General features: G+C 67.5%; 21 protein-coding genes. 8 read left to right on the forward strand and 13 right to left on the reverse strand.

All coding sequences use genetic code 11. The features are described 5' to 3' along the window. Positions 1-2 precede the first annotated feature (2 nt). Genes eno through ADBZ9K_RS12770 form a run of 4 tightly spaced genes read left to right on the forward strand, consistent with a single transcriptional unit; the run spans position 3 to position 3,422 of the window. Entirely contained in the window at positions 3-1,289 is a 1,287-nt protein-coding gene (gene eno / locus ADBZ9K_RS12755) for a phosphopyruvate hydratase (protein WP_526621040.1), read from the forward strand. Between the two features lie 15 nt (positions 1,290-1,304). Beyond that, complete coding sequence (locus ADBZ9K_RS12760) at positions 1,305-1,979, forward strand: FtsB family cell division protein (protein ID WP_526621042.1); 675 nt, start codon at positions 1,305-1,307, stop codon at positions 1,977-1,979. Continuing rightward, a complete protein-coding gene (locus ADBZ9K_RS12765; RefSeq protein WP_526621044.1) occupies positions 1,972-2,463 on the forward strand; it encodes a DUF501 domain-containing protein in 492 nt (163 codons plus the stop codon). The genes ADBZ9K_RS12760 and ADBZ9K_RS12765 overlap by 8 nt, the downstream gene beginning before the upstream one ends. Further along, positions 2,460-3,422, forward strand: coding sequence for a Ppx/GppA phosphatase family protein (locus ADBZ9K_RS12770; RefSeq protein WP_526621046.1), 963 nt, complete (start codon positions 2,460-2,462; stop codon positions 3,420-3,422). The genes ADBZ9K_RS12765 and ADBZ9K_RS12770 overlap by 4 nt, the downstream gene beginning before the upstream one ends. A 3-nt stretch (positions 3,423-3,425) precedes the next feature. Here the strand turns inward: ADBZ9K_RS12770 and ADBZ9K_RS12775 are convergent, their stop codons facing one another. The 4 genes from ADBZ9K_RS12775 to ADBZ9K_RS12790 all read right to left on the reverse strand — a co-directional run bounded on the left by ADBZ9K_RS12775 (position 3,426) and on the right by ADBZ9K_RS12790 (position 8,024). Beyond that, on the reverse strand, positions 3,426-3,917 hold the full coding sequence (locus tag ADBZ9K_RS12775) for a DUF4383 domain-containing protein (RefSeq protein ID WP_526621048.1): 492 nt from the start codon (positions 3,915-3,917) through the stop codon (positions 3,426-3,428). A 269-nt stretch (positions 3,918-4,186) separates the two neighbouring features. Beyond that, entirely contained in the window at positions 4,187-5,293 is a 1,107-nt protein-coding gene (locus ADBZ9K_RS12780) for an NDMA-dependent alcohol dehydrogenase (protein ID WP_526621050.1), read from the reverse strand. Positions 5,294-5,318: 25 nt separating this feature from the next. Further along, entirely contained in the window at positions 5,319-6,602 is a 1,284-nt protein-coding gene (locus ADBZ9K_RS12785) for a cytochrome P450 (protein ID WP_526621051.1), read from the reverse strand. A 132-nt stretch (positions 6,603-6,734) separates the two neighbouring features. Then, positions 6,735-8,024 (reverse strand): sensor histidine kinase, encoded by a 1,290-nt coding sequence (locus ADBZ9K_RS12790; protein WP_526621053.1) that lies wholly within the window; start codon positions 8,022-8,024, stop codon positions 6,735-6,737. Positions 8,025-8,060: 36 nt separating this feature from the next. Between ADBZ9K_RS12790 and ADBZ9K_RS12795 the strand changes: the two genes are divergently transcribed. Then, a complete protein-coding gene (locus ADBZ9K_RS12795; RefSeq protein ID WP_526621055.1) occupies positions 8,061-8,747 on the forward strand; it encodes a response regulator transcription factor in 687 nt (228 codons plus the stop codon). On the opposite strand, the gene ADBZ9K_RS12800 is transcribed toward ADBZ9K_RS12795, so the two are convergent. The 7 genes from ADBZ9K_RS12800 to ADBZ9K_RS12830 all read right to left on the reverse strand — a co-directional run bounded on the left by ADBZ9K_RS12800 (position 8,740) and on the right by ADBZ9K_RS12830 (position 17,219). Beyond that, a complete protein-coding gene (locus ADBZ9K_RS12800; RefSeq protein WP_526621057.1) occupies positions 8,740-8,931 on the reverse strand; it encodes a ferredoxin in 192 nt (63 codons plus the stop codon). The two genes, ADBZ9K_RS12795 and ADBZ9K_RS12800, sit on opposite strands and share 8 nt — an antisense overlap. Before the next feature lie 154 nt (positions 8,932-9,085). Then, positions 9,086-9,757 carry a response regulator gene (locus ADBZ9K_RS12805; RefSeq protein WP_526622603.1) on the reverse strand — a complete coding sequence of 224 codons (672 nt, stop codon included), beginning with the start codon at positions 9,755-9,757 and terminating at the stop codon, positions 9,086-9,088. An 11-nt stretch (positions 9,758-9,768) separates the two neighbouring features. After that, complete coding sequence (locus tag ADBZ9K_RS12810; protein ID WP_526622605.1) at positions 9,769-12,264, reverse strand: DUF4118 domain-containing protein; 2,496 nt, start codon at positions 12,262-12,264, stop codon at positions 9,769-9,771. 147 nt (positions 12,265-12,411) lie between these two features. Further along, the gene (locus ADBZ9K_RS12815; RefSeq protein WP_526621058.1) at positions 12,412-13,317 is read right to left on the reverse strand and encodes a potassium-transporting ATPase subunit C; all 906 of its coding nucleotides are present in this window, start codon (positions 13,315-13,317) and stop codon (positions 12,412-12,414) included. Between the two features lies 1 nt (position 13,318). Further along, entirely contained in the window at positions 13,319-15,457 is a 2,139-nt protein-coding gene (kdpB, locus tag ADBZ9K_RS12820; protein WP_526621060.1) for a potassium-transporting ATPase subunit KdpB, read from the reverse strand. A 2-nt stretch (positions 15,458-15,459) separates the two neighbouring features. Then, complete coding sequence (kdpA, locus tag ADBZ9K_RS12825; RefSeq protein ID WP_526621062.1) at positions 15,460-17,130, reverse strand: potassium-transporting ATPase subunit KdpA; 1,671 nt, start codon at positions 17,128-17,130, stop codon at positions 15,460-15,462. After that, the gene (locus ADBZ9K_RS12830; protein ID WP_526621063.1) at positions 17,130-17,219 is read right to left on the reverse strand and encodes a potassium-transporting ATPase subunit F; all 90 of its coding nucleotides are present in this window, start codon (positions 17,217-17,219) and stop codon (positions 17,130-17,132) included. Before ADBZ9K_RS12830 ends, kdpA (ADBZ9K_RS12825) begins: the two co-directional genes overlap by 1 nt. 444 nt (positions 17,220-17,663) lie before the next feature. Here ADBZ9K_RS12830 and kdpA (ADBZ9K_RS12835) point away from each other — a divergent pair, with 444 nt between their 5' ends. The 3 genes from kdpA (ADBZ9K_RS12835) to ADBZ9K_RS12845 all read left to right on the forward strand — a co-directional run bounded on the left by kdpA (ADBZ9K_RS12835) (position 17,664) and on the right by ADBZ9K_RS12845 (position 21,318). Then, entirely contained in the window at positions 17,664-19,355 is a 1,692-nt protein-coding gene (kdpA, locus tag ADBZ9K_RS12835) for a potassium-transporting ATPase subunit KdpA (RefSeq protein WP_526621065.1), read from the forward strand. Between the two features lie 332 nt (positions 19,356-19,687). Then, a complete protein-coding gene (locus ADBZ9K_RS12840; RefSeq protein WP_526621067.1) occupies positions 19,688-20,545 on the forward strand; it encodes a type III PLP-dependent enzyme domain-containing protein in 858 nt (285 codons plus the stop codon). After that, positions 20,542-21,318, forward strand: coding sequence for a hypothetical protein (locus ADBZ9K_RS12845; RefSeq protein ID WP_526621069.1), 777 nt, complete (start codon positions 20,542-20,544; stop codon positions 21,316-21,318). Before ADBZ9K_RS12840 ends, ADBZ9K_RS12845 begins: the two co-directional genes overlap by 4 nt. Here the strand turns inward: ADBZ9K_RS12845 and rfbC are convergent. Both rfbC and rfbB read right to left on the reverse strand, forming a co-directional pair. Beyond that, entirely contained in the window at positions 21,315-21,920 is a 606-nt protein-coding gene (gene rfbC / locus ADBZ9K_RS12850; protein ID WP_526621071.1) for a dTDP-4-dehydrorhamnose 3,5-epimerase, read from the reverse strand. The genes ADBZ9K_RS12845 and rfbC overlap by 4 nt on opposite strands. Before the next feature lies 1 nt (position 21,921). Continuing rightward, complete coding sequence (rfbB, locus tag ADBZ9K_RS12855; protein WP_526621073.1) at positions 21,922-22,917, reverse strand: dTDP-glucose 4,6-dehydratase; 996 nt, start codon at positions 22,915-22,917, stop codon at positions 21,922-21,924. Positions 22,918-22,943: the final 26 nt, after the last annotated feature.

Consider the following 22,943-nt stretch of genomic DNA (forward strand, 5'->3'; position numbering starts at 1 on the left):
CAGTGCCCATCATCGAGCAGGTCGCGGCCCGCGAGATCCTCGACTCCCGCGGCAATCCGACCGTCGAGGTCGAGGTGGCCCTGATCGACGGCACCTTCGCCCGCGCCGCCGTCCCGTCCGGCGCCTCGACCGGCGAACACGAAGCGGTGGAACTGCGCGACGGCGCGGCCCGCTACGGCGGTAAGGGCGTGGAGAAGGCCGTCGAAGCGGTGCTCGACGAGATCGCGCCCGCTGTCATCGGGTTGTCCGCCGACGACCAGCGCCTGGTCGACCAGGCTTTGCTCGACCTGGACGGAACGCCGGACAAGTCCCGGCTGGGCGCCAACGCGATCCTGGGCGTCTCGCTGGCGGTGGCCAAGGCGGCCGCGGACAGCGCCGGCCTCCCGCTGTTCCGCTACCTGGGCGGCCCCAACGCCCACATCCTTCCGGTGCCGATGATGAACATCGTCAACGGCGGTGCGCACGCCGACACCGGCGTCGACGTCCAGGAGTTCATGGTCGCCCCGATCGGTGCGCCCAGCTTCAAGGAAGCCCTGCGCTGGGGCGCGGAGGTCTACCACTCGCTGAAGTCCGTGCTCAAGAAGCAGGGCCTGTCGACCGGGCTGGGCGATGAGGGTGGGTTCGCCCCCGACATCGCCGGCACCCGGGCCGCTCTGGACCTGATCAGCTCGGCGATCGAAGGGGCGGGCTTCAAGCTCGGCACCGAGGTGGCGCTGGCGCTCGACGTCGCGGCCACCGAGTTCTACACCAAGGGCACCGGTTACGCCTTCGAGAAGGAGACCCGCACCGCCGCGCAGCTGACCGCGTTCTACGCCGAACTGCTCGACGCGTATCCGCTGGTGTCCATCGAGGACCCGCTGTCGGAGGACGACTGGGAGGGTTGGGTCGAGCTCACCACCGCGATCGGCGACCGGGTGCAGATCGTGGGCGACGACCTGTTCGTCACCAACCCCGAACGGCTCGAGGAAGGCATCGAGCGGGGGGCGGCCAACGCACTGCTGGTGAAGGTCAACCAGATCGGCACGCTGACCGAGACGCTCGACGCTGTCGCGCTGGCCCACAACAGTGGCTACCGCACCATGATGAGCCACCGCAGCGGTGAGACCGAGGACACCACCATCGCCGACCTCGCGGTGGCTGTCGGCAGTGGGCAGATCAAGACCGGCGCGCCGGCCCGCAGCGAGCGGGTCGCCAAGTACAACCAGCTGCTGCGCATCGAGGAGACCCTCGGCGACGCCGCCCGCTATGCGGGCGATCTGGCGTTCCCGCGGTTCGTCGCCAGCGAGTAGGACCCGAAAGAGACTGTGGCGGAAAGCAAGCGGCCCGACCCGAAGCGGCGCCCACCGGCCTCTCGGCCGGGGGCGTCGGGGCGGATTCGCTCGCGTCCGGCACCGGTGGCCAAGCCACTGTCGGCCGAGGCCCGCGCCGCTGCCGAGCCGGTCACCGTCACCGAACCGATCCGGCGGGCCATCGCGGCCGCTGTCGAGCACCAGAGCGAGCAACGGCTGGGTTTCACCGCGCGCCGCGCGGCCATCCTGGCGGCGGTGGTCTGCGTGCTGACGCTGACCATCGCCGGACCGGTGCGCACCTACTTCGCCCAGCGCACCGAGATGAAGCAGCTCGCGGCGTCCGAAACCGCACTGCGCAAGCAGATCGCCGATCTGGAGTCGCAGAAGGCCAAGCTGGCCGACCCGGTTTACATTGCCGCCCAGGCCCGCGAGCGGCTGGGCTTTGTCATGCCCGGCGACATCCCGTACCAGGTGCAGCTGCCGCCCGGGGCGGAGATCGAACCCGAAACCGGTCCGCAGGCCGAAGCGGTTCGCAACACCGACCCTTGGTACACCTCACTGTGGCACACGATCGCCGACACCCCGCACGGTCCGCCGGCCACCCCGACCAGTGATCCGGCCCAGCCCGGCCTGTCTCTTCCGCCGCCGCCGGAACCCGTTCCGGCGCCAGCCCCGGCCGCCGGTGGTTGATCCCGCCGATCTCGACGCGGTGGCGCAGCAGTTGGGGCGCGAGCCACGCGGCGTGCTGGAGATCGCCTATCGATGCCCCAATGGTGAACCAGCCGTGGTGAAGACCGCGCCCCGGCTGCCCGACGGCACCCCGTTCCCGACGCTGTACTACCTGACGCACCCGGTGCTGACGGCCGCCGCGAGCCGGCTCGAGTCCGAGGGGCTGATGCGCGAGATGAGTGAACGGCTGCACCAGGATCCGGAGGTGGCTGACGCCTACCGGCGGGCCCATGAGTCTTATCTGGCCGAGCGCGACGCCATCGAACCGCTGGGCACCACCTTCTCCGGCGGCGGGATGCCGGACCGGGTCAAGTGCTTACACGTGGTGATCGCGCATTCGCTGGCCAAGGGCCGCGGGGTCAACCCGTTCGGTGACCAGGCGTTGGCGGTGCTGGCCGACGAACCCGCCATGGCGGGCATCCTGGCGAAGGAGGAGTGGACATGAGCCCGACGGCCAACCGCGTGGCGGCCATCGACTGCGGCACCAACTCGATCCGGCTGTTGATCGCCGACGTCACCGACGGTCGGCTGCGCGACGTGCACCGGGAGATGCGGATCGTCCGGCTGGGCCAAGGTGTGGACGCCACCGGGCAGTTCGCTCCCGACGCGCTGGCCCGAACCCGTGCAGCCGTGGTCGACTACGCCGCGCTGCTGGAGCACTTCGGCGTCGGCACGGTGCGGATGGTGGCGACCTCGGCCACCCGCGACGCGGCCAACCGCGAGGTGTTCTTCGCGATGACCGCAGAAGTGCTCGGCGCGGTGATCCCCGGCGCGGTGGCCGAGGTGATCAGCGGGGCGGAGGAAGCCGAGCTGTCGTTCAACGGCGCGGTCGGCGAACTCGACGCCGCCGCAGCGCCTTTCGTGGTGGTCGATCTCGGTGGTGGCTCGACGGAGGTGGTGCTGGGCAGTGCGCCCGCCGACGGTGGCGTGCGGGCCAGCTTCTCGGCCGACATCGGCTGCGTGCGGCTGACCGAGCGGTGCCTGCATTCCGATCCGCCGACGACTGCGGAGGTGGCCGCCGCGCGGGACGTGGTGCGCGAGCGGCTGGGGGAGGCGTTACGGGTGGTCCCGGTCGCGCAGGCGAAGACCTGGGTGGGGGTGGCCGGAACCTTTACCACCATCGCCGCGTTGGCCCAGCGCATGACCACCTATGACGCCGAGGCGATCCACCTGTCCCGGGTGGCGTTCGGCGACCTGTTGGGAGTGTGCGACCAGCTGATCGGCATGACCCGCAAACAGCGCGCCGCGCTCGGCCCGATGCATGAGGGCCGGGTCGACGTCATCGGCGGTGGCTCGATCGTCGTCGAGGAGCTGGCCGAGGCGTTGCGGCAACGGGCCGGGATCGACGAGCTGATCGTCAGCGAGCACGACATCCTCGACGGAATCGCGCTCTCGATCGCCTGAGCGTTATTCCGGCGGGATCAGTGGTTCGCCACCGGCGCCGGTGGGGACCCGGCTGCCGGCCAGGGTCAGACCCAGCAGCACCATCACTGCGCCGATCGACAGGTTCAGCCAATTATCGGCATCGTTGAGCGGCAACATGTTTCGTGGACCAGCCAGATCGGTCAGCAGACCGTGGACCCACAGCGCGAGGTAGACCAGACCCCCGCCGATCAGGTAAGCACGGGCGCGGGCGTACGTCCCGGCCAGCAGTAGGCCCGCAATCCCGAAGAGCAGGTGCAGCAGATTGTGCACCACCGAGACCGCGAAGACGCCGAACAGCTGCGCCTGCGACTGGTGCCCATACCAATGCAGGTCGTCCAGGCGGGTGGTCAGGCCAGGGATGAACCCGGCGATCGCCAACATCAGGAACGCGGCGGCAACCAGCACCGCGGCGCCCTGGACCGCCAGCAGCCCGACCCGTGGTCGTTGCAGTCTGCGGGACGGGGCTGTCGACATGCTGTTCTGCATACCCACGACGGCATGCGGTCAACCTGGTCGGCGCAGACGAACGACGCCGCCACCCTGGTGGGGTGGCGGCGTCGTTCGGCTAGGGCTTGACCCGGCAGCCGCTGCCGATGTTGTGGCAGTGATGGCCGCCGTCACAGGCGTTACAGCGGCACGTACAGCCGCCGGTGTGCTTGGTCTCATGCATGTCAGATCATCTCCTTCGCCGCCCCGCAGGACGATTTCACGATAGATCGCGATTGATGCATATGTGCGGGGTTTCAGAACCGGATCAGGCCACGGATGTTCACCCCGGCATGCATGTCGGCATAGCCCTGATTGACCTCATCGAGGGTGTACTCGCGGGTCACCAACTCGTCGAGTTTCAACTGGCCGGCACGGTGCAGGTCGAGTAGCCGCGGGATGTCGCGGCGCGGGTTGGAGGATCCGAACAGTGACCCGCGAACCTGCTTCTCGTACAACGTGAGATCGAACAGCGACAGATCGACGGTGGTGTCGGTCGGATGCGGGATCGCGGTCATCACCACCCGGCCCCGCTTGCCGACGAGGCTCAGGCCCTGGGCCACGTAGGCGCCCTCGGCGGAGTCGGTGGTCACCACGCACACATCGGCCATCGCGCCGCGGGTCAGGTCGGTGACCAGTGCCTGCGCCTCCTGCAGGGTGGCGGCGGTGTGGGTCGCGCCGAACTCCAGTGACCGGTTGCGTTTGTACTCGACCGGGTCGAGGGCGACGATCACCCGGGCCCCGGCGATCCGCGCACCCTGGATGGCGTTCATGCCGATGCCGCCCACGCCCATGACCACGACGGTGTCGCCGTCGCGGGCCTCGCCGGTATGCACGACGCTGCCGTAGCCGGTGGTGACGCCGCAGCCGACCAGTGCGGCGGTGTCCAGCGCGATGCTCGGGTCCACCTTCACCACCGAGGCCACCGGGACCACGGTGTACTCCGAAAACGTTCCCAGCACGCACATCTGGCCCAGCCCCTGGCCCTTGGCGTGAAATCGGAAGGTGCCGTCGAGCTGGGGGCCGGCAATGATGGCCGCGCCCAGCACGCACAGGTTGCTCATTCCCCGGGCACAGGGTTCACAGCGGCCACAGGCCGGGATGAAGCTGAGCACCACCGGGTCGCCTTCGGCCACATCGGTGACCCCGGGGCCCACCTCGACGACCACCCCGGCGCCTTCGTGGCCGCCGACGACCGGCAGCTGCATCGGCATGTCGCCGGTGATCAGGTGGTCATCGGAGTGGCACAGGCCGCTGGCGGTCAGTTTGACCATCACCTCGTTGTGCCTGGGTCCGTCGAGCTCGACCTCTTCGACCTCCCACTTCTGGTGTAGTCCCCACAGGATGGCGGCCTTTGTCTTCATTGATCGACTCCTCGGTCGGGGATGGTCAGAGCTGTTCGGGTGTCCAGGTGGCGGGCAGGCTGTTGATGCCGTTGATGAAGTTGGCGATCTGGAAGTCGGGTTCGGGTGCCGAGATGTCCGGGATGCGGGTGTAGACCTCGGTCAGCAGGGTGCGCAGCATGGTGCGGGCCAAGGCCGCGCCCAGGCAGAAGTGTGGCCCGCCGCCGCCGAAGGCGATGTGCGGGTTCGGGTTTCGCATGATGTCGAAGGTGTGCGGGTTGGCGAACACATCCTCGTCGCGGTTGCCCGAGTAGTACCACAGCACCACTTTGTCGCCGGCCTTGATCTCCGCGTCGCGCACGGTGACGTCCTGGGTAGCGGTGCGGCGCATGTGCAGCAGCGGGGACGCCCAGCGCAGCACCTCTTCGACGGCGGTGTCGATGCGGCCCGGAATGTCCTCGATCAGCTTGGCCTTCTGGTCGGGGAACTTGGAGAACGCATGGATGGCCTGTGCCGAGGCGTGCCGGGTGGTGTCGTTGGAGGCCACCGCCAACAGCACGAAGAACGCCTTGAGTTCGTCGTCGGTCATCTTCTTGCCGTCGAACTCGGCCTGCACCATCCAGGTCAGCAGATCCTCACCGGGTTCGGCGCGGCGCAGCGGGATGAGTTCGGCGGCCACCGCGTGCAGGTCCATGACCGAGCCCATGAACACTTCCAGTTCGCTCTGATCCCCGCGGATGTTCGGGTCGGTCCAGCCGAGCAGTCGCTGGGCGGCGTTGACGGCCTTGTCCCGGATCTCGCCCTCGGGCAGTCCGAAGAAGCTGCCGAAGATGCGGCCCGGGAGTTTCACCGACACCAGATCGACGAAGTCGCCCTCGCCCAGCTGGGACATCTCGCCGACGAGGTCGCTGGCGTGGCCGCGGATCCAGCCTTCGAGCCGGCGCATGTTCTTCGGCTTGAACGCCTCCATCGTGATGCCGCGAAGCTGGTTGTGCCGCGGCGCGTCCATCGCGATGAACGACTGCGCGACCTCGACCGCCTCGGGGGCGAAGTCCTCCATGGTGATGCCCTGGGCCGAGGAGAAGATCTCGGGGTGGCGGCTGGCCATCCGGATGTCCTCGTGCTTGGTCAGCGACCAATAGCCGAGCGGGTTGAGCTCGGGGGGCAGCAGGTCGGACTCGGCGGGCCCGCTCCACGGCACCGGGGTTTCCCGACGCAGTATTGCGAAGGCGTCGTCCTTCTCCTCCGGCGACTTGGCCCAGAAGCTGCGGGCGCCTAGATCGATATCGGTACGGGTGGGTGGACGGATTGGTGTGGTAGGCGCGGTCATCGGTGTCCTCTCGTCACCGCCGCGGGCGCGCGCTTGTGGTGCGCGTCACGTCGGCGTCGCACCCATGGTCGGCATCTGCGGCGATGTGGGGGACTGTCGTGCGTGCCAATCCCTGGCCTGCGCGGGCCAGCGTCAGGATTCGACGGGCCCCCGGAAGGTCGCGGCCAGCCCGCCGCCCTCGCGGGCGGCGAAGTCGACTCGCCCGCCCATGGCCTCGACGATCTGCTGGACGATCCACAGCCCGAGGCCGGCGGTGCCGCGCTGCCCGCCGGCGCTGACGTACTTGGCGGTGAGCTCACCGAGGCTTTCGGCGGGGATCCCCGGGCCGCGGTCGAGGACGGCGATCACGAGTTCCCCATCGCTGCGGGCGCAGGTCACGTCGACGGGGGCGTCCCGGCCGTGCCGGGCCGCGTTCTCCAGCAGGTTGGTGAGTACTCGGCGCAGTCCCTGAGCGTTGATCGCGACTGCGCCTACGTCGCCGGTTACCGTGAGCCTCAGCCGCGGCGCGGTCAGGCCGACGGCGTCGGCCGCCTCGGTGACCAGGTCGGCGACGTTGACGCGGCGGACCCGTCCGGCCGAGAAGGTGGGGCGCCGGCTCAGGGCGACGTCAGACAGCGCGGCGATCATGTCCGCGAGGTGACCGACGTGCCGGGTGGCCAGGTGCAGGCCGGTCTCGCGGTCCGCGTCGGACATCGGCGTGCCGGACGCGAGCGCATCCATCAGCGCCTGCAGTGATGCGATTGGCGTGCGGAACTCATGTACCAGCACCTGCAGGCCGTCCTGCTGTGACTGGTAGGACCGCAGGAGCCGGGCCCGCAGGTCGCGTTCCTCCTCGGCGGCGGCGTGCTCGGCCTCGGCTTCCACCAGCGCGCGGATTCGGGACCTGTGCTCGCGTTCGGCCAGCGCCGAGAGCCCTGCGGTCAGGATCGCGATGAACACCAGGTACAGCGCCGACCAACCGGCTTGCAGCGCCGGCACCGCAGCGCCCGGTGACGGTGCGGGTGAGGTCAGCGCAAGCGTGCTGTAGGTGCCGCCCAAAAGCACTGCCAGCAACAATGTTTCGATGAACGAGAGGCGGGCGGCCGAGGCGATGACCGCCAGTGGCAACACCGACACGACGGGGCTGTACAAGCCGCCGGTGAGGGCGATCAGCGCCAGCGTGAACGCGCTGTCCGCCCCACTGACCAGCCAGGCATACCGGGTGCGCCGCACCTCGAGCTGCGGGTTGGCCAGCAGCAGCACCGAATAGGCGATGGCCGCGACCAGAACCGCGGCGCTGAGCGCGACATGCTGGCGGACCCAGGGCGGTCCGATGAGCAGCAGCAGGCCGATCGAGGCCACGACCGCGGTACGCACGGCGACCACGATGCGGGCCATCCCCAGGTCGTCGCCGCCGATGACGACGGGATCGAGCGGTCTCACCCGGCTGACCATAGAGTTGGGGCTAGCATCGCGGCAATGAACGGCAGGTTCGGGGGCAAGAAGATCGTGGTGGTGATCATCGATGACCACGAACTCTTCGCCCAGGGCCTGGCCCTGCTGCTCACCCGGGAGTGGGGCGAGTTGTTCACCGTCGGCGGGCAGACCACGTACGTCGAGGAAGCGGCCGATCTGGTCGCCAGCTGTGACGCCGATGTCGCGATCGTCGACCTGACCATGCCCCCGCTGGGCGGGGTGGCCGCGATCCGCCACGTCAAGGCCCGCCATCCGCAGACCCGGATCCTGGCGTTGTCGGGCACCGACGACTTGGGCCTGGCCGAGGAGGCCCTACGTGCCGGCGCCGACGGATTCCTGCCGAAGACCGCACGCCCGGAGGCGCTGGCCGGCCCGCTGTGGACGATCGCCGAAGGCCTGTGTGTGGTGGACGGCGCGCTTCTCGCGGCGCTGTTGAGCAGCACCCGCAGGCCGCCCGCGGCGCTGCTGGACAGCCTGTCCGACCAGGAAATACGGCTGTGGACGTTGCTGGCCACCGGCATGGAGACCGCTGACATCGCGGGACGGATGCTGGTCTCGGAGCGCACCGCGAAACGGATGGTGGCCGCCCTGCTGCAGAAGCTGGGCGTGACGAACCGGATCGCCGCGGCGGCCATGGCCGGTCGCTTCCGCCTGCTCGACGATCTCGCCGAGGCCGAGCGGCTCAGCTGACCGTGATCGCCAGCGCCGGGCACATCGCGGCCGCCCGGACGGCACGGTCGCGCTCGGATTCCGGGGGATCGGGGTCGAGCAGCACGGCCTGGTCGGCGCCGTCGGGCAGGTCGAACAGCTCGGGTGCCGCCATCAGGCACTGGCCGTGGCCCTCACACAGGTTGTAGTCAACGGTGATGTGCATGGCGCCAGTATCGGCGGCGCGGCGGTTGCGCCGGCGGGCCGCTCGCGCCAAAGCTGGCCCGTCCAGGCCACATTCGCGCCGGTATCCGCGACAGTAACCCCACGGCGGCCGGGAGACCGAATTTCCGCAATGGCGTTACTGTCGGCGGCCGCGCTCACGCCTGGAAGCGGTAGCCCATCCCGGCCTCGGTCAGCAGGTGACGCGGGTGCGACGGGTCGTCCTCGAGCTTGCGGCGCAGCTGGGCCAGGTACACCCGCAGGTAGTGGGTCTCCTTGGCGTAGGCCGGGCCCCACACCTCCTTGAGCAGTTCCTCGCGGCCCACCAGCTTGCCGCGGTTGCGCACCAACATCTCGAGCATGCCCCACTCGGTGGGGGTCAGGTGCACCTCGGTGCCGTTCTTGACGACCTTCTTGGCGGCCAGATCGACGGTGAAGGAGTCGGTTTCGACCACCGGTTCGTCGGTCTCCGACGCCGCCGCACCCCGGCGCACGGCCGCCCGCAGCCGCGCCAGGAATTCGTCCATGCCGAAGGGCTTGGTCACGTAGTCGTCGGCGCCGGCGTCAAGCGCTTCGACCTTCTCGGCGGAATCGGTACGGGCCGACAGCACGATGACCGGGGCGTTGAGCCAGCCGCGCAGGCCGCCGAGTACCTCGATACCGTCCATGTCGGGCAGTCCCAGGTCGAGTACCACGACGTCGGGGCGCTGCTCGGCGGCGGCTTTGAGCGCCGCCGCGCCGGTGGCCGCGGTGATCACCTCGTAGCCGCGCACGCTGAGGTTGATCCGCAACGCCCGCAGGATCTGCGGCTCGTCGTCGATCACCAGCACCTTGACCTTGTTCACAACCGGCCTCCCGGCGGCGCGGCCAGGTCGACGATCACGGTCAGGCCGCCGCCGGGTGTGTCGGTGGCCGAAATGGTTCCGCCCATCGCCTCGACGAACCCTTTGGCAACTGAAAGGCCAAGTCCCACGCCGTATTTGTTGTTCCGGTCACCCAGGCGCTGGAACGGCTCGAACAGCTGTTCCTCGGTCCCGCGGGGAACACCGGGCCCCTCGTCGATGATGTTAATCAGCATCCGGTCACCCACCCTGCCGGCGTTGACGCGCACGATGCTGTCCGGTGCGTAGCGCAGCGCGTTGTCGACGAGATTGGCCAGAACTCTTTCCAACAGGCCGGGATCGGCCAGCGCCACGGCGTCACCGACGTCGACCTTTACCCGGCCCAGCCCCGTGGCGCCGAACCCGGTCGATCCGCGGCCAATGCTGAGCAGGCCCCGCTGGACCACCTCTTCGAGGTAGACCCGCTTGAGTTCGGGATGCACCACTCCGGCCGCCAGCCGCGAGGAGTCCAGCAGATTGTCCACCAGGGCGGTCAACTGGTCGACCGACTCCTCCACGGTCGCCAGCAGTTCGGCGGTGTCCTCTGCGGAGAAGTCGATATCGTCGGAACGCAGGCTCGACACTGCCGCCTTGGCCGCTGCCAACGGCGTACGGAGATCATGGCTGACCGCGGAGAGCAGGGAGCGGCGCAGTTCGTCGGCCTTCTCGATGGCCTCAGCCTTGCTGGCTTCCTCGGCCAGCTCTCGCTGGCGGACCAGCCCGGCGGCCTGCTTGGCGACGGAGGTGAGGACCCGCCGGTCGCGGGCCGGCAGGCTGTGCCCCGACATCAGCATCCAGAACTCGTCGTCGCCCACCTCGATGGCGGTATCGGCCGAATCGACTGTCACACAGGGATCTTTGCCTACGCACGCGACAGTCTGCTCCTCTTCCCCGCGGATGCGCAGCACGCTGACAGCACGCTGCGAGTAGGTTTCGCGCACCCGTTCCAGCAACGTCTCCAGGTCGGCGCCGCGCAACACCGATCCCGAGAACAGAGTCAGCAGCTCGGCCTCCTGGGAGGCGTGCCTGGCCTCGCGTTGCCGGTTGGCGGCGCGGTCGACCAGCACGGCGACCGCGACGGCCATGACCAGGAGCACCGTCTCGGTGATCGCGGCGTCCGGCTCACCGATGGTGAAGGTGTAGCGGGGATCGGTCAGGAAGTAGTTCAGCAGCAGCCCGGACAGCACAGCGGAAACCACGGCCGGGACGACGCCGCCCAGCAGCGCCACGACGAGCACGCCGACGAAGAACAGGGCGGTCTCGCCGGGGATCTTCAGGTACTTGTCCAGGAGGAGGGCGGTGATCGCACAGATGACCCACGGGACTATGACGGCGGCCAGCCAGGAGATCACTCGGCGCTCCCGCGGGGACGCCGAGCGCACCCGGGCACTGCGCTTGGACTCCTCGTGGGTGACCATGTGCACGTCGATCTTGCCGGAATCCTGAACGATGGCCGCGCCGATACCCTCATCGAAGATGCGGGCCCACCGGGAGCGTCGCGACGTTCCGATCACCAGCTGGGTGGCATTCATCTCGCGGGCGAAGTCCAGCAGCGACTTCCCTACGTCGTCGCCGACGACGGTGTGCACCGTCGCGCCCAGGCTGGCGGCAAGTTCACGGACCTTGCCCATCTGCGGTGCAGATACTCCCGACAGTCCGTCACCGCGTACCACGTGCACGATCATCAGTTCCGCGCTGGACTTCGATGCGATGCGGGATGCCCTGCGCACCAACGTTTCCGACTCCGGTCCGCCGGTGACGGCGACGACGACGCGTTCGCGCGCCTCCCACGTTGCAGTGATCTTGTTGTCGGCGCGATATTTGGCCAGTGCGGCGTCGACCTGGTCGGCCAGCCACAGCAGGGCCAGCTCGCGCAGCGCGGTCAGGTTGCCGCGCCGGAAGTAATTCGACAGCGCCGCATTGACCTTCTCGGGCGCGTAGACATTGCCGTGGGAAAGCCTGCGCCGCAACGCTTCCGGGGTGATATCCACCAGCTCGATCTGGGATGCGCTGCGCACGATCTCGTCGGGCACCGTCTCCTGCTGCTCGATCCCGGTGATCTGCGCGACGACGTCGTTGAGGCTTTCCAGGTGCTGGACGTTGACGGTCGAGAGCACCGTGATGCCGGCGTCGAGCAACTCTTCGACGTCCATCCACCGCTTTGGGTTCTTGCTGCCGGGGGTGTTGGTGTGGGCGAGTTCGTCGACGAGCACGACCTGGGGATGGCGGGCCAGCACGGCCGGCACGTCGAGCTCGGGGAAGCGGCTGCCGCGGTAGTCGATGTAGCGCGGCGGGATGACCTCGATCCCGCTGAGCAGCTCCGCGGTCTTCTTGCGGCCGTGTGTCTCCACCACTGCCGCTATCAGGTCGGTGCCGCGTTCGATCCGCCGGTGCGCCTCGCCCAGCATCGCGAAGGTCTTGCCCACCCCGGGTGCGGCGCCCAGGTAGATGCGCAGCTCGCCTCGTTTCGGCCGTGGGCCGGTCGGGGCGGGATGCGCATCATCCTCGGATGAGACGTCCGGCGGCGGATCGCCGCCGGACGTCACGCGCGGCGGTTGAACGGTGTCCACACCCCTATCATTCCCCGATCGATCCACGCGGCGTCAGCTCTTGCCGGGGTACTTCTCGTCCAACGCGACATTGAGCTCGAGCACGTTGACCCGCGGCTCGCCGAGGAAGCCCAGCGTGCGGCCGTTGGTGTTCTCGGCGACCAACTGCCGGACATCGTCGGCGCTGACCCCGCGCGCCTTGGCAACCCGAGCGATCTGCAGGTCGGCGTAGGCGGGAGAGATGTCCGGGTCCAGTCCGCTGCCGCTGGCGGTCACGGCGTCGGCGGGTACCACCGAACCGGACACCGCACCCTTGATCGGCACGATCTGACCGATGGTGTAGTCCTCGCCGAACTTGGCACACGTCACCCGGACACCGAGGTAGGTGTCCAGGAAGGGGCGCGCGGTGGTTGCGCACGGTTCATTGACGCTGACCACCGTGGTCGGATGTGCGACATTGCCGCTCGCGTCGCGGGGCCCGATGACCGACAGCACCGCTCCCACGCCCTCGCCGGTGCAGAACGGACGCTTGCCGTCCACGCCCTCGAGATCGCCAACGGCCTTGCTGCGCGAGCACACCAGGGTCAGCAGGCTGGCCTTGTACCCGTTGGAGTCCTTGGGCGCCGACGGGTCGCCGGGGGTGTCGACGATGCTCTCCGGACCGAGGTTTGATGCGCTGGTGGATAGCGGGTCATACCCCGCCCCGGCCGCCGACGGCCGACTCTGGAAGTACTGCGGCAGCGGATTGCCGTTCGAGTCGGTGAACAACTGCCCGATCAGGCTGGAACCGACCGGCTTTCCGTTCACCTCGACAATCGAGCCGTCGGCCTTGGTGTTGAGGCCGGGGATCTGGGCGACCAGCCAGATGAACAGCGGGTAGCCGATACCGACGATGACGGTGAGCACCAGCAGCGCGCGCAGCGCTGCCCAGTGTTGACGAACGAGACTGGAGAAGTTCATGTCACATCCCTGGCAGGAATTGGATGACGAGATCGATGATCTTGATCCCGACGAATGGTGCGATGATCCCGCCGAGCCCATAGACGTACAGGTTTCGGCTCAGCAGCTTCGATGCGCTGCTCGGCGTGTAGCGAACGCCGCGCAGGGACAAGGGGATCAGCGCGATGATGATGATCGCGTTGAAGATGACCGCCGACAAGATCGCCGACTGCGGGCTGTGCAGCCGCATGATGTTCAGCAGATCCAGCCCGGGGAACAGTGCCACGAACATCGCCGGGATGATCGCGAAGTACTTGGCGATGTCGTTGGCGATGGAGAACGTGGTCAGCGCACCGCGGGTGATCAGCAACTGCTTGCCGATCTCGACGATCTCGATGAGCTTGGTCGGGTCGGAGTCCAGATCGACCATGTTGCCGGCCTCTTTGGCCGCCGAGGTGCCGGTGTTCATCGCCACCCCGACGTCGGCTTGCGCCAGCGCCGGTGCGTCGTTGGTGCCGTCGCCGGTCATCGCGACCAGCTTGCCGCCCTCCTGTTCACGCTTGATCAGCGCGAGCTTGTCTTCGGGGGTGGCCTCGGCAAGGAAGTCGTCCACGCCCGCCTCGTCGGCAATTGCCTTGGCGGTCAACGGGTTGTCGCCGGTTATCATCACCGTGCGGATGCCCATCTTGCGCATCTCGTCGAAGCGTTCGCGCATGCCCTGCTTGACGACGTCCTTGAGGTGGATGACGCCCAGCACCTCTGCTCTTCCGTCGACCACCTGGCCGACGACCAGCGGGGTGCCGCCGGCGGCGGAGATCCCGTCAACGATGTCGCCGAGCTGCGTGGGCACCGTACCGCCTTGGGCGCGAACCCATTCCGCGACCGTGCTGGCCGCACCCTTGCGCAGCAGGTGGCCGTTCTCCAGGTTGACCCCGGACATCCGGGTCGCTGCGGAGAACTCCACCCACTCGGCGTTGACGAGCTCACCGGGGGTGCGGGCCCGCAGACCGAAGTTGGACTTGGCGAACACCACGATCGAGCGTCCCTCGGGGGTTTCGTCGGCCAGGCTGGACAGCTGTGCCGCATCGGCCAATTGCTCGGGGGTGACCCCGCTCAGCGGTACGAAGTCCGAGGCCTGCCGGTTGCCCAGCGTGATGGTGCCGGTCTTGTCCAGCAGCAGCGTGTTGACATCACCGGCGGCCTCGACGGCGCGGCCGGACATGGCCAGCACATTGCGCTGCACCAACCGGTCCATGCCGGCGATGCCAATGGCCGACAGCAGCGCGCCGATGGTCGTCGGGATCAGGCATACCAGCAGCGAGACCATGACGATCCCGGATACGCCGTCGGCGGTGAGCGCCAGCGAGTCGGGAACTCCCGGATTGTTGGCCTTGGAGAAGATCGCCAGCGGCTGCAGGGTGGCGACGGCGAAGATGAAGATCATCGTCAACGCCGCGAGCAGAATGTTCAGCGCGATCTCGTTGGGTGTCTTCTGCCGGTTGGCACCCTCAACGAGGGCGATCATCCGGTCGATGAAGCTCTCACCGGGCTTCTGGGTGATTTTGACGACGATGCGGTCAGACAGCACGGTGGTGCCGCCGGTCACCGCCGAGCGGTCACCGCCGGACTCCCGGATCACCGGTGCGGATTCGCCGGTGATCGCCGATTCATCAACCGAGGCAATGCCTTCCACGACGTCACCGTCGCCGGGGATGACCTGGCCGGCTTCGACCACGACGATGTCACCCTGGCTCAGCAGCGGCGCGGCCACTTCCTCTTCATGCCCCGGTGTGCCGGGTTGCCATCCGACCAGCCGGCGGGCCATGGTGTCGGCCTTGGTCTTGCGCAACGACTCGGCCTGCGCCTTGCCGCGGCCTTCGGCCACCGCTTCGGCGAGGTTGGCGAAGACCACGGTCAGCCAGAGCCAGAACACGATCAACCAGCCGAACCAGCTGGGGTTCGCCGATGCCAGGATGGTGCTCCAGACGGCGCCGATCTCCACGATGAACATGACCGGGTTGCGCCACAGCGTGCGCGGGTCGAGCTTGCGCAGCGCGTCGGGCAGCGAGGTGACGAGCATCTTGGGGTCGAGCAGACCGCCCTGTACCTGTTTCTTCTTGGCGCCGGCGGCGTGCACGGCGTCGGCCTCAATTACAGCCATGGTCAGTGGATTCCTTCAGCGAGGGGCCCGAGCGCAAGCACGGGCAGGAAGGTCAGCGCCACCAGGATGAGTGTCACCCCGGCAACCATTCCGACGAACTGGGGACGATGGGTGGGCAGCGTGCCGATCGATTCGGGGGTGTGGCCCTGCTTGGCCAGTGCACCCGCGAGCGCGAGGACCAGGACGATCGGCAGGAACCTGCCGAACACCATCGCCAAGCCCAAAGCGGTGTTGTACCACTCGGTGTTGACGGTGATACCCGCGAACGCCGAGCCGTTGTTGTTGGCCGCCGAGGTGAACCCGTAGAGCACCTCCGAGAGCCCATGCGGCCCGGAGTTGAGCATCCCGGCCCGCTGGCCCGGCATGGCCATCGCAATCGCCGTCCCGGTCAGTACGATTAGCGGCGTCACCAGGAAATAGCTTGCCGCCAGCTTGATCTCGCGGGGGGTGATCTTCTTGCCCAGGTATTCCGGGGTCCGCCCCACCATCAATCCGGCGACGAACACCGTGATGACCGCCAGGATCAGCATGCCGTACAGGCCCGATCCGGTGCCACCGGGCGCGACCTCGCCGAGCTGCATGTTGAACAGCGTCATCATGCCGCCGAGGCTGGTGTAGGAATCGTGGAAGGAGTCCACCGCACCCGTGGAGGTCAGGGTGGTGGCGTCGGCGAAGACCGCCGAATCTGCCACGCCGAAGCGTTGTTCCACGCCCTCCATGGCCGAACCGATGGCGGTGGGCACCGTGCCGTGCGCCTGCAGCTGGAACTGCAGCATCAGGGTGACGCTGATCAGTGCCAGCACGCCCATCACCGCGGCGATCGCGTAACCCTGCTTCTTGCTGTCGACCATGCGCCCGAAGGTGCGCGGCAGCGAGAAGCTGATCACCAGCAGCAGGAAGATCTCGACCCAGTTGGTCCACGTGGTCGGGTTCTCGAACGGGTGCGAGGAGTTGGCGTTGTAGAAGCCGCCGCCGTTGGTGCCCAGTTCCTTGATGGCCTCCTGGCTGGCCACCGGGCCGCCGGGGATGGTCTGTTGCGCGCCGGCCAGGGTGTTGACCACCTGGTCGTGCAGGTGGAAGTTCTGGATTGCGCCGCCGGCGATCAGCGCGATCGCGGCCAGCACGGAGATCGGCAGCAGGATGCGCAGGGTCCCGCGCACCAGGTCGACCCAGAAGTTGCCGAGCTCGCCTGCGTTGCGGCGGGCGAACCCGCGCACCAGCGCGACGGCGACGGCCATGCCGACGGCCGCGGAGGCGAAGTTCTGCACCGCCAGGCCGGCCATCTGCACCAGGTGGCCCTGGGTGGATTCACCGGAGTAGGCCTGCCAGTTCGTGTTCGTCACGAAACTGACCGCGGTGTTCCAGGCCAGCGCCGGGGTCATCGGGGTGGCCGGGTCGCCCAGGTGCAGCGGCAGCTTGCCCTGCACCAGCTGGAAGAAGAACAGGAACAGGATGCTGATCGCCGAGAAGGCCAGCACGCTGCGGGCGTAGGCGCCCCAGGTCTGCTCTGATTTCGGGTCGGCGCCGATCAGCCGGTAGACGCCACGCTCGACCGCAGAGTCCTTGTCGGAGGTGTAGACGCGGTACATGTAGTCGCCCAGCGGCACGTGCACGGCCGCCAGCGCAGCGATCAGCAGGACGAGGAAGACAATCCCCGCCGAAGTGGTGGTCACTAGAACCTCTCCGGGAACAACAGTGCCGCCGCGATGAACAGGGCCAGCAACACGGACAAGATCAAGCCGACGATGTTCTCGTAGCTCACAGCCGCTCGACCAACTTCTGGACAAGGCCGAGCAGGGCGAAGATCGCCACTGTCAGCACGGTGTACAGGACGACACCCACGTGTTTCTCCGTTCCGACAATTCGATGAGGTCCTTGCCGCTATGGCCCGGGCAGGACTGCCGCGCGCTCGGCATCGAGGACCATGACGAAAGCTAGATCGCACTTTCGATCGTCCAGCGCCTGTTGACGGTTTCTTTACGCCCAACCATCGCGCCTTAACGAAGATCCTGCGCCTCCCCTCTGCGCTGCCGGTCGATCGAGGCGATGGAGCAGATTGTCGTTGCGCTCGTGCGAGCACGTCAATGGTCCAAAGTCACCTGTCAAGCTCGCGTCAAGACCTGGTGGCGGCATGTATGGATTGCGTAACCGTCACCACAATCGGGCCGATCGCTTCCCTAACTTGAGCCCCAACGAGCGGACATCGATGAAGGAGGTTGCCGTTATCGGCGGTCTATCCCACTGGGGAACACCAGCGTTGCTACAGGTCATTGTCGTGGTGGTGCTCGTTGTCGCATTGCATGGCCCGCTCGGCGACTACATGGCCCGGGTCTATTCGGACACCGCGCACTGGCGGGTCGAGCGGGTGATCTATCGACTCATCGGCGCCCAACCCGACGACCAACAACGCTGGGCCAGGTACAGCTATTCGGTGCTGGCCTTCTCCGCGGTGAGCGTGTTGTGCCTCTACGGGCTGTTGTTGGCGCAAACGCAACTTCCAGAACCGTGGGGTCACAAGGGTATGACGCCGGCGTTGGCGTTCAACACCGCAATCTCGTTTGTTACCAACACCAGTTGGCAGAGCTATGCCGGCGAAGCCACGCTGGGCCACGTAGGGCTGGCCACCGGCCTCGCAGTGCAGGCGTTCACCAGCTGTGCGGTCGGCATGTGTGTTGCCGTCGCCTTGATCCGAGGTCTTGCGCAGTACCAGAACGAGCAGCTCGGCAACTTCTGGACCGATCTGGTGCGCTCTGTTGTCCGCATCCTGCTACCGCTGTCCAGCGTCGTCACACTGGTGCTCCTGGCACTCGGAGTGGCCGATAATTTTCATGGTGCGCAGGAGCTTTCGACCCTGGCCGGCAGCAACCAGACGATACTCGGCGGCCCGGTGGCTACCTGGGAGTCGATCAAGCTCTTGTCCGGCGACGGCGGTGGCGCCTTCAACGTCAACAGCGCGCACCCGTTCGAGAACCCGACGCCATTGACGAACGCGGTGGAGATCGTGGCGATGCTGCTGATCCCGGTGGCGTTCCTGCGCACGTTCGGCGTGATGATCGGCGACCGCAAGCAGGGTTGGGCGCTGTTCACTTCTGTCGCAGTGCTTTTCGCGGTCGGGACTGTGGCGATGATCGCGGCGACGGCGGCGACGCGCGGTACCGTCGTCCACGCGGTCGGAGGCCCGATCGAAGGCACCGAAGGTCGGTTCGGCGTAGCGGGGAGCGCGTTTTTCGGGCAAGTCGCGACTGCCAGTGCAGACGGCGCGGCCAACTCCTCCTATGACAGCTTCGTCAGTCTCGGTGGTGCGGTGCTGATGCTGAACATGATGCTCGGTGAGGTGGCTCCCGGTGGCGCGGGCAGCGGCCTCTACGGCTTGGCGATGATGGTGCTGCTCGCCGTCTTCATCGGCGGCCTGATGGTCGGCCGGACGCCGGAATACCTCAAGCAGCCGCTTCGGGCCCGGCACATGAAGCTCGTCAGCCTCTACATTCTGGCCCTGCCTGTGGCAGTCCTTGTCGGGACCGCGGTGGCGATGGCTCTGCCCGGCGAACGGGCGTCGATGCTCAATGCCGGCTCGCATGGCCTGTCAGAAGTGCTGTACGCATTCACTAGCTCGGCCGCCAACAACGGCAGCGCGTTCGCCGGAATCAGCGCCAACACGACCTGGTTCAACACCGCGCTTGCGCTCGCAATGGTGGTCGGCAGGTTCCTTCCGATCATCGCCGTCCTGGCAATTGCGGGCACTTTTGCGACTCAGCGGCCCGGTGTCGTCACGGCAGGCACGCTGCGGACCCACTCACCGGCATTCATCGTGCTAATCGTTGGCGCCACGCTGCTCGTCGTCGGGTTGGAGTATCTGCCAGCACTGGCACTCGGTCCGATGGCTGACGGACTACGCTGAGGTAATCGCGCAGGTCTTCCCGTGTGGCGAAGCGGCCAATCATATTGGGCGCACACCGTCGCTGCACAAGGGGCGCCGCGTGTCGGGTGATCGATGGTCTTGCTGGTGACTCATCGAGGGTCGGCCGCGCAGAATCAATTGGTGGACAAGGCGTTTCGCATAGGCAACGCGGTGATAACCGTGCCGGCGTATGCCGGCGGCCATCTCCGGCGCTCCTCGCGGTTGTACCGCGCGCATCGTGACGCACACCGCGGCACTGGTCAACAGATCGTCAAGGTTCGGCTGGGAACCGTCAAGAGATCGCAAGGATTGCTGAGGTTTGCCCGGCGTCGATGGAGTGTGGAGTTGGTCGCCCGTGGCAGGAGGCCAGGGCGTTGGTGAAGAAGGTTCCGGTGACACTGTCGACCACCTTTCGGTCATTGGTTCGGGGACGTCAACTTCCGCAGCCCGATCACCCGGAGATTCGCCGGTTGATCGGCTATCGGGACTCGTGCGCGCCTGCCGAGGTGTCATTTCCTGCCGAACTCCTGCATGACGTCACTGTCGCGCGTTGGCTGCGTGATCACCGAGTGGCCGTCGACGTACGCACCCTGCCGCAGCTGCATTCGGCGATCGCGGTCGGGATCCATCCGCAACTGATGACCGTTCATGTCGATCAGCTCGACTCCGGCGACCTTCGCCGGGTAGGCGCATTGGGTGTGGGTCGGTTCGTACTGAGCTGCGCTGAGCACATCACTGGGCTTGGTGGCGATGTCGCCGGGCGCCCGCAGAATGTGCTCTTGCACATGACCGATGCCATCACGCCGGAAGCCGGTCAACGGCATTTCATCTTCGACTCGACCGACACAGATATCGCGGTGGACGCCGTGCTGGGTCACCGGTCGCTCGCTCTGATCGGCCTCCAGTGCGAGGTCGGCACGGCGGCGCACGATTTCGTCAGCTATCCCGCCGCCGTCGGCACCATGATCGCGCAGATGGACGACATCCGGCGTCGCCACGGCGTCGTACTGACCCGGCTTGTCCTCGGCGTCGGCGGTGCGTTGTCGAACGCCAATAGCTTTGTTGCTCAACGCGACATGGCTGAAGAAATCGACGAATCGGTCGACGATGCCTGTGCCACGGTGCGTTTCCCGCGGCCGGCGGTGGTGTTGGCTGCGGGCTCTACGATCATCGGGCAGCGTGCGGCGTGACCGCCTCCGTTCCGCGCGGTGTGTGGTCGTGGTCCGGTACCGCGTCGCGGCTGGCCGTGAGCCGGCACCGGGCGCCGGCCGGCAGCGACGAACGGGTGAACGAGACGGTCACTCTGCGCCGCTGTGCCCAGTACCGGAAGGCGTTTCGCTGCGCCGCCGTCAGTTACCCCGCGGAGGTGCTGGGTCTGGACGCCGCGGCCGATTGGATCAGACGCCACGGCGTCGCTGTCGATGTCGTGGATGCCGGCGGGCTAGCCGCGACACGCTCGGCGGGCATTCTGATGCAACGGGTCGTCATGCACACCCGCGCGATCCCGAGGCCGGCGACGGCCGGCGCCGGTCGCTTCGTGGTGGACTCTGCCCACCAGGTGGTCGAACTCACCGGTGGCGCGCCGCAGCAGCAACGCCGCCGCGTACTGATCGACCTGACGACCAGAGCCGACACCGACGACCTTGTCGCGGCGGTGATCTCAGGAATCGGGCTGGACTTGATCGGAGTGCACCGGCGGCTCCGCCGCGGCGAAGAGGGCCGAGTCGTGGTGGGAGCCATGATCGCGGCCATGCGTGAGATCGCCCGGCGCCATGCCGTCATCCCGGTCCGGTTGAGCCTTGGTGACATTGATGCCGCTGACTGGGGTTGTGCGCCCGACGATCTCGCCGCGATCGCCGCGGCGGTCGACGACGCGGTCGAGGACGGATGCATCGCCAGCCGCTTCCCCAGCCCGGCGGTCGCCGTCGCGCCGTCGCGGGCCGCGATGATGCCGTGGGGTTAGCGGGCCCGCAGGTCTGCTGCGAAGGCTTGGCAGTCCGCCCAGGTCGGCAGCAGCCCGGCCGTCCGGGCCTGCTCCAGGGACGGTGCGGAGGCATCGCGGTCGGAAAGTCTGAGGCGCTCGGTCGGTGTCGGCCACGCGATGCCGATGTCCGGGTCGGTCGGGTCGATGGCGTGCTCGCGCTGCGGCGCATAGGCCTCCGAGCACAGATACATGACCGTCGAATCATCCTCGAGCGCAACGAAACCATGTGCCAGGCCCGCCGACAGGTAGACCGACTTGCGACCGGAGTCGTTGAGTAGCACCGAGTCCCAGCAGCCATAACTGGGGGAGCCGACCCGTATGTCGACGACGACGTCGAACACCGAGCCTGTCACACACGTAACGTACTTGGCCTGGCCGGGCGGAAGCTGGGCGAAATGCAGGCCCCGCAGCACGCCCGCCGCCGAGACCGAGCAGTTTGCCTGGCACGGGCCGTAGCGGTGACCGGTCATCGCGGAGAACCCACCCTCGGTGAACCATTCGAAGAAGATCCCGCGCTCGTCACCGCGCACGGTAGGGGTGATCTCCCAGGCCCCAGGGATCCTCAGCTCACGAAAAGCCATGTCACTGACCGCGTTCGGCGTAGCACGCCTCGACTCGTTCTTTCAGTGGGCACCACCACCATTCGTTGGTCCGATACCAGTCGATGGTCGATGCCAGACCCTCGGCAAGGTCGGTATGCGCGGGCCGCCAGCCGAGTTTACTGCGCAGCGGGCCGGCATCGATCGCGTAGCGCAGGTCGTGACCGGCCCGGTCGGGGACGCGGTCGAAGTCGTCGGGATCACGGTCCATCAGCTGCAGAATCAGCCGCAGCACCGAGAGGTTGTCGCGTTCGCCGTCGGCGCCGATGAGGTAGGTGGCTCCGGCCTCGGCGCGCTCCAGAATCCGCCACACCGCGCTGTTGTGGTCGTCGACGTGGATCCAGTCCCGCACGTTGGCACCGGCGCCGTAGAGCTTGGGCCGACGGCCGGTCAGGATGTTGGTGATCTGGCGCGGGATGAACTTCTCGATGTGCTGATAGGGCCCATAGTTGTTGGAGCAGTTCGAGATCGTCGCACGCACGCCGTAGGAGCGCACCCACGCCCGCACCAGCAGATCGGCGGCCGCCTTGGTCGCCGAGTAGGGGCTGGACGGGTTGTACGGGGTTGCCGCGGTGAACCGGACGTCCCCGTGCAGGGGCAGATCGCCGTACACCTCGTCGGTGGAGACGTGGTGCAGCCGCACCCCGTGCCTGCGGACGGCCTCCAGGACCGAGAAGGTGCCGACGACGTTGCTGCGCACGAACGGCGCGGGGTCGGCCAGCGCGTTGTCCACGTGGGTCTCGGCCGCGAAGTGCACCACCGCGTCGGATTCGGCGACCAACCGGTCCACCAGCGGCTCGTCGGTCAGGTCTGCCTCGACAAGCCGGATCGCGTCCTGGACCGGGGTCAGCGACTCACGGCTACCCGCGTAGGTGAGCGCGTCCAGCACGGTGACCGCCACGTCGGGGCGATTACGGACGGTGCTGTGCACGAAATTCGCACCGATGAACCCGGCACCTCCCGTGACCAACAGTCGCATGGTGCCACCCTAACGGGCAGCCCAGA

It is taken from the genome of Mycobacterium sp., from assembly GCF_965229265.1.
Taxonomy (GTDB): domain Bacteria; phylum Actinomycetota; class Actinomycetes; order Mycobacteriales; family Mycobacteriaceae; genus Mycobacterium.

What these genes read in the sequence shown, in the direction of transcription:
- ADBZ9K_RS12785 (WP_526621051.1), bottom strand. Translation starts at nt 6,602, where the DNA reads ATGACCGCGCCTACCACACCAATCCGTCCACCCACCCGTACCGATATC.
- ADBZ9K_RS12780 (WP_526621050.1), bottom strand. Translation starts at nt 5,293, where the DNA reads ATGAAGACAAAGGCCGCCATCCTGTGGGGACTACACCAGAAGTGGGAG.
- rfbC (WP_526621071.1), bottom strand. Translation starts at nt 21,920, where the DNA reads ATGGCTTTTCGTGAGCTGAGGATCCCTGGGGCCTGGGAGATCACCCCT.
- ADBZ9K_RS12795 (WP_526621055.1), top strand. Translation starts at nt 8,061, where the DNA reads ATGAACGGCAGGTTCGGGGGCAAGAAGATCGTGGTGGTGATCATCGAT.
- rfbB (WP_526621073.1), bottom strand. Translation starts at nt 22,917, where the DNA reads ATGCGACTGTTGGTCACGGGAGGTGCCGGGTTCATCGGTGCGAATTTC.
- ADBZ9K_RS12770 (WP_526621046.1), top strand. Translation starts at nt 2,460, where the DNA reads ATGAGCCCGACGGCCAACCGCGTGGCGGCCATCGACTGCGGCACCAAC.
- kdpA (WP_526621065.1), top strand. Translation starts at nt 17,664, where the DNA reads ATGAAGGAGGTTGCCGTTATCGGCGGTCTATCCCACTGGGGAACACCA.
- ADBZ9K_RS12840 (WP_526621067.1), top strand. Translation starts at nt 19,688, where the DNA reads ATGGAGTGTGGAGTTGGTCGCCCGTGGCAGGAGGCCAGGGCGTTGGTG.
- ADBZ9K_RS12800 (WP_526621057.1), bottom strand. Translation starts at nt 8,931, where the DNA reads ATGCACATCACCGTTGACTACAACCTGTGTGAGGGCCACGGCCAGTGC.
- kdpB (WP_526621060.1), bottom strand. Translation starts at nt 15,457, where the DNA reads ATGGCTGTAATTGAGGCCGACGCCGTGCACGCCGCCGGCGCCAAGAAG.
- ADBZ9K_RS12775 (WP_526621048.1), bottom strand. Translation starts at nt 3,917, where the DNA reads ATGTCGACAGCCCCGTCCCGCAGACTGCAACGACCACGGGTCGGGCTG.
- ADBZ9K_RS12815 (WP_526621058.1), bottom strand. Translation starts at nt 13,317, where the DNA reads ATGAACTTCTCCAGTCTCGTTCGTCAACACTGGGCAGCGCTGCGCGCG.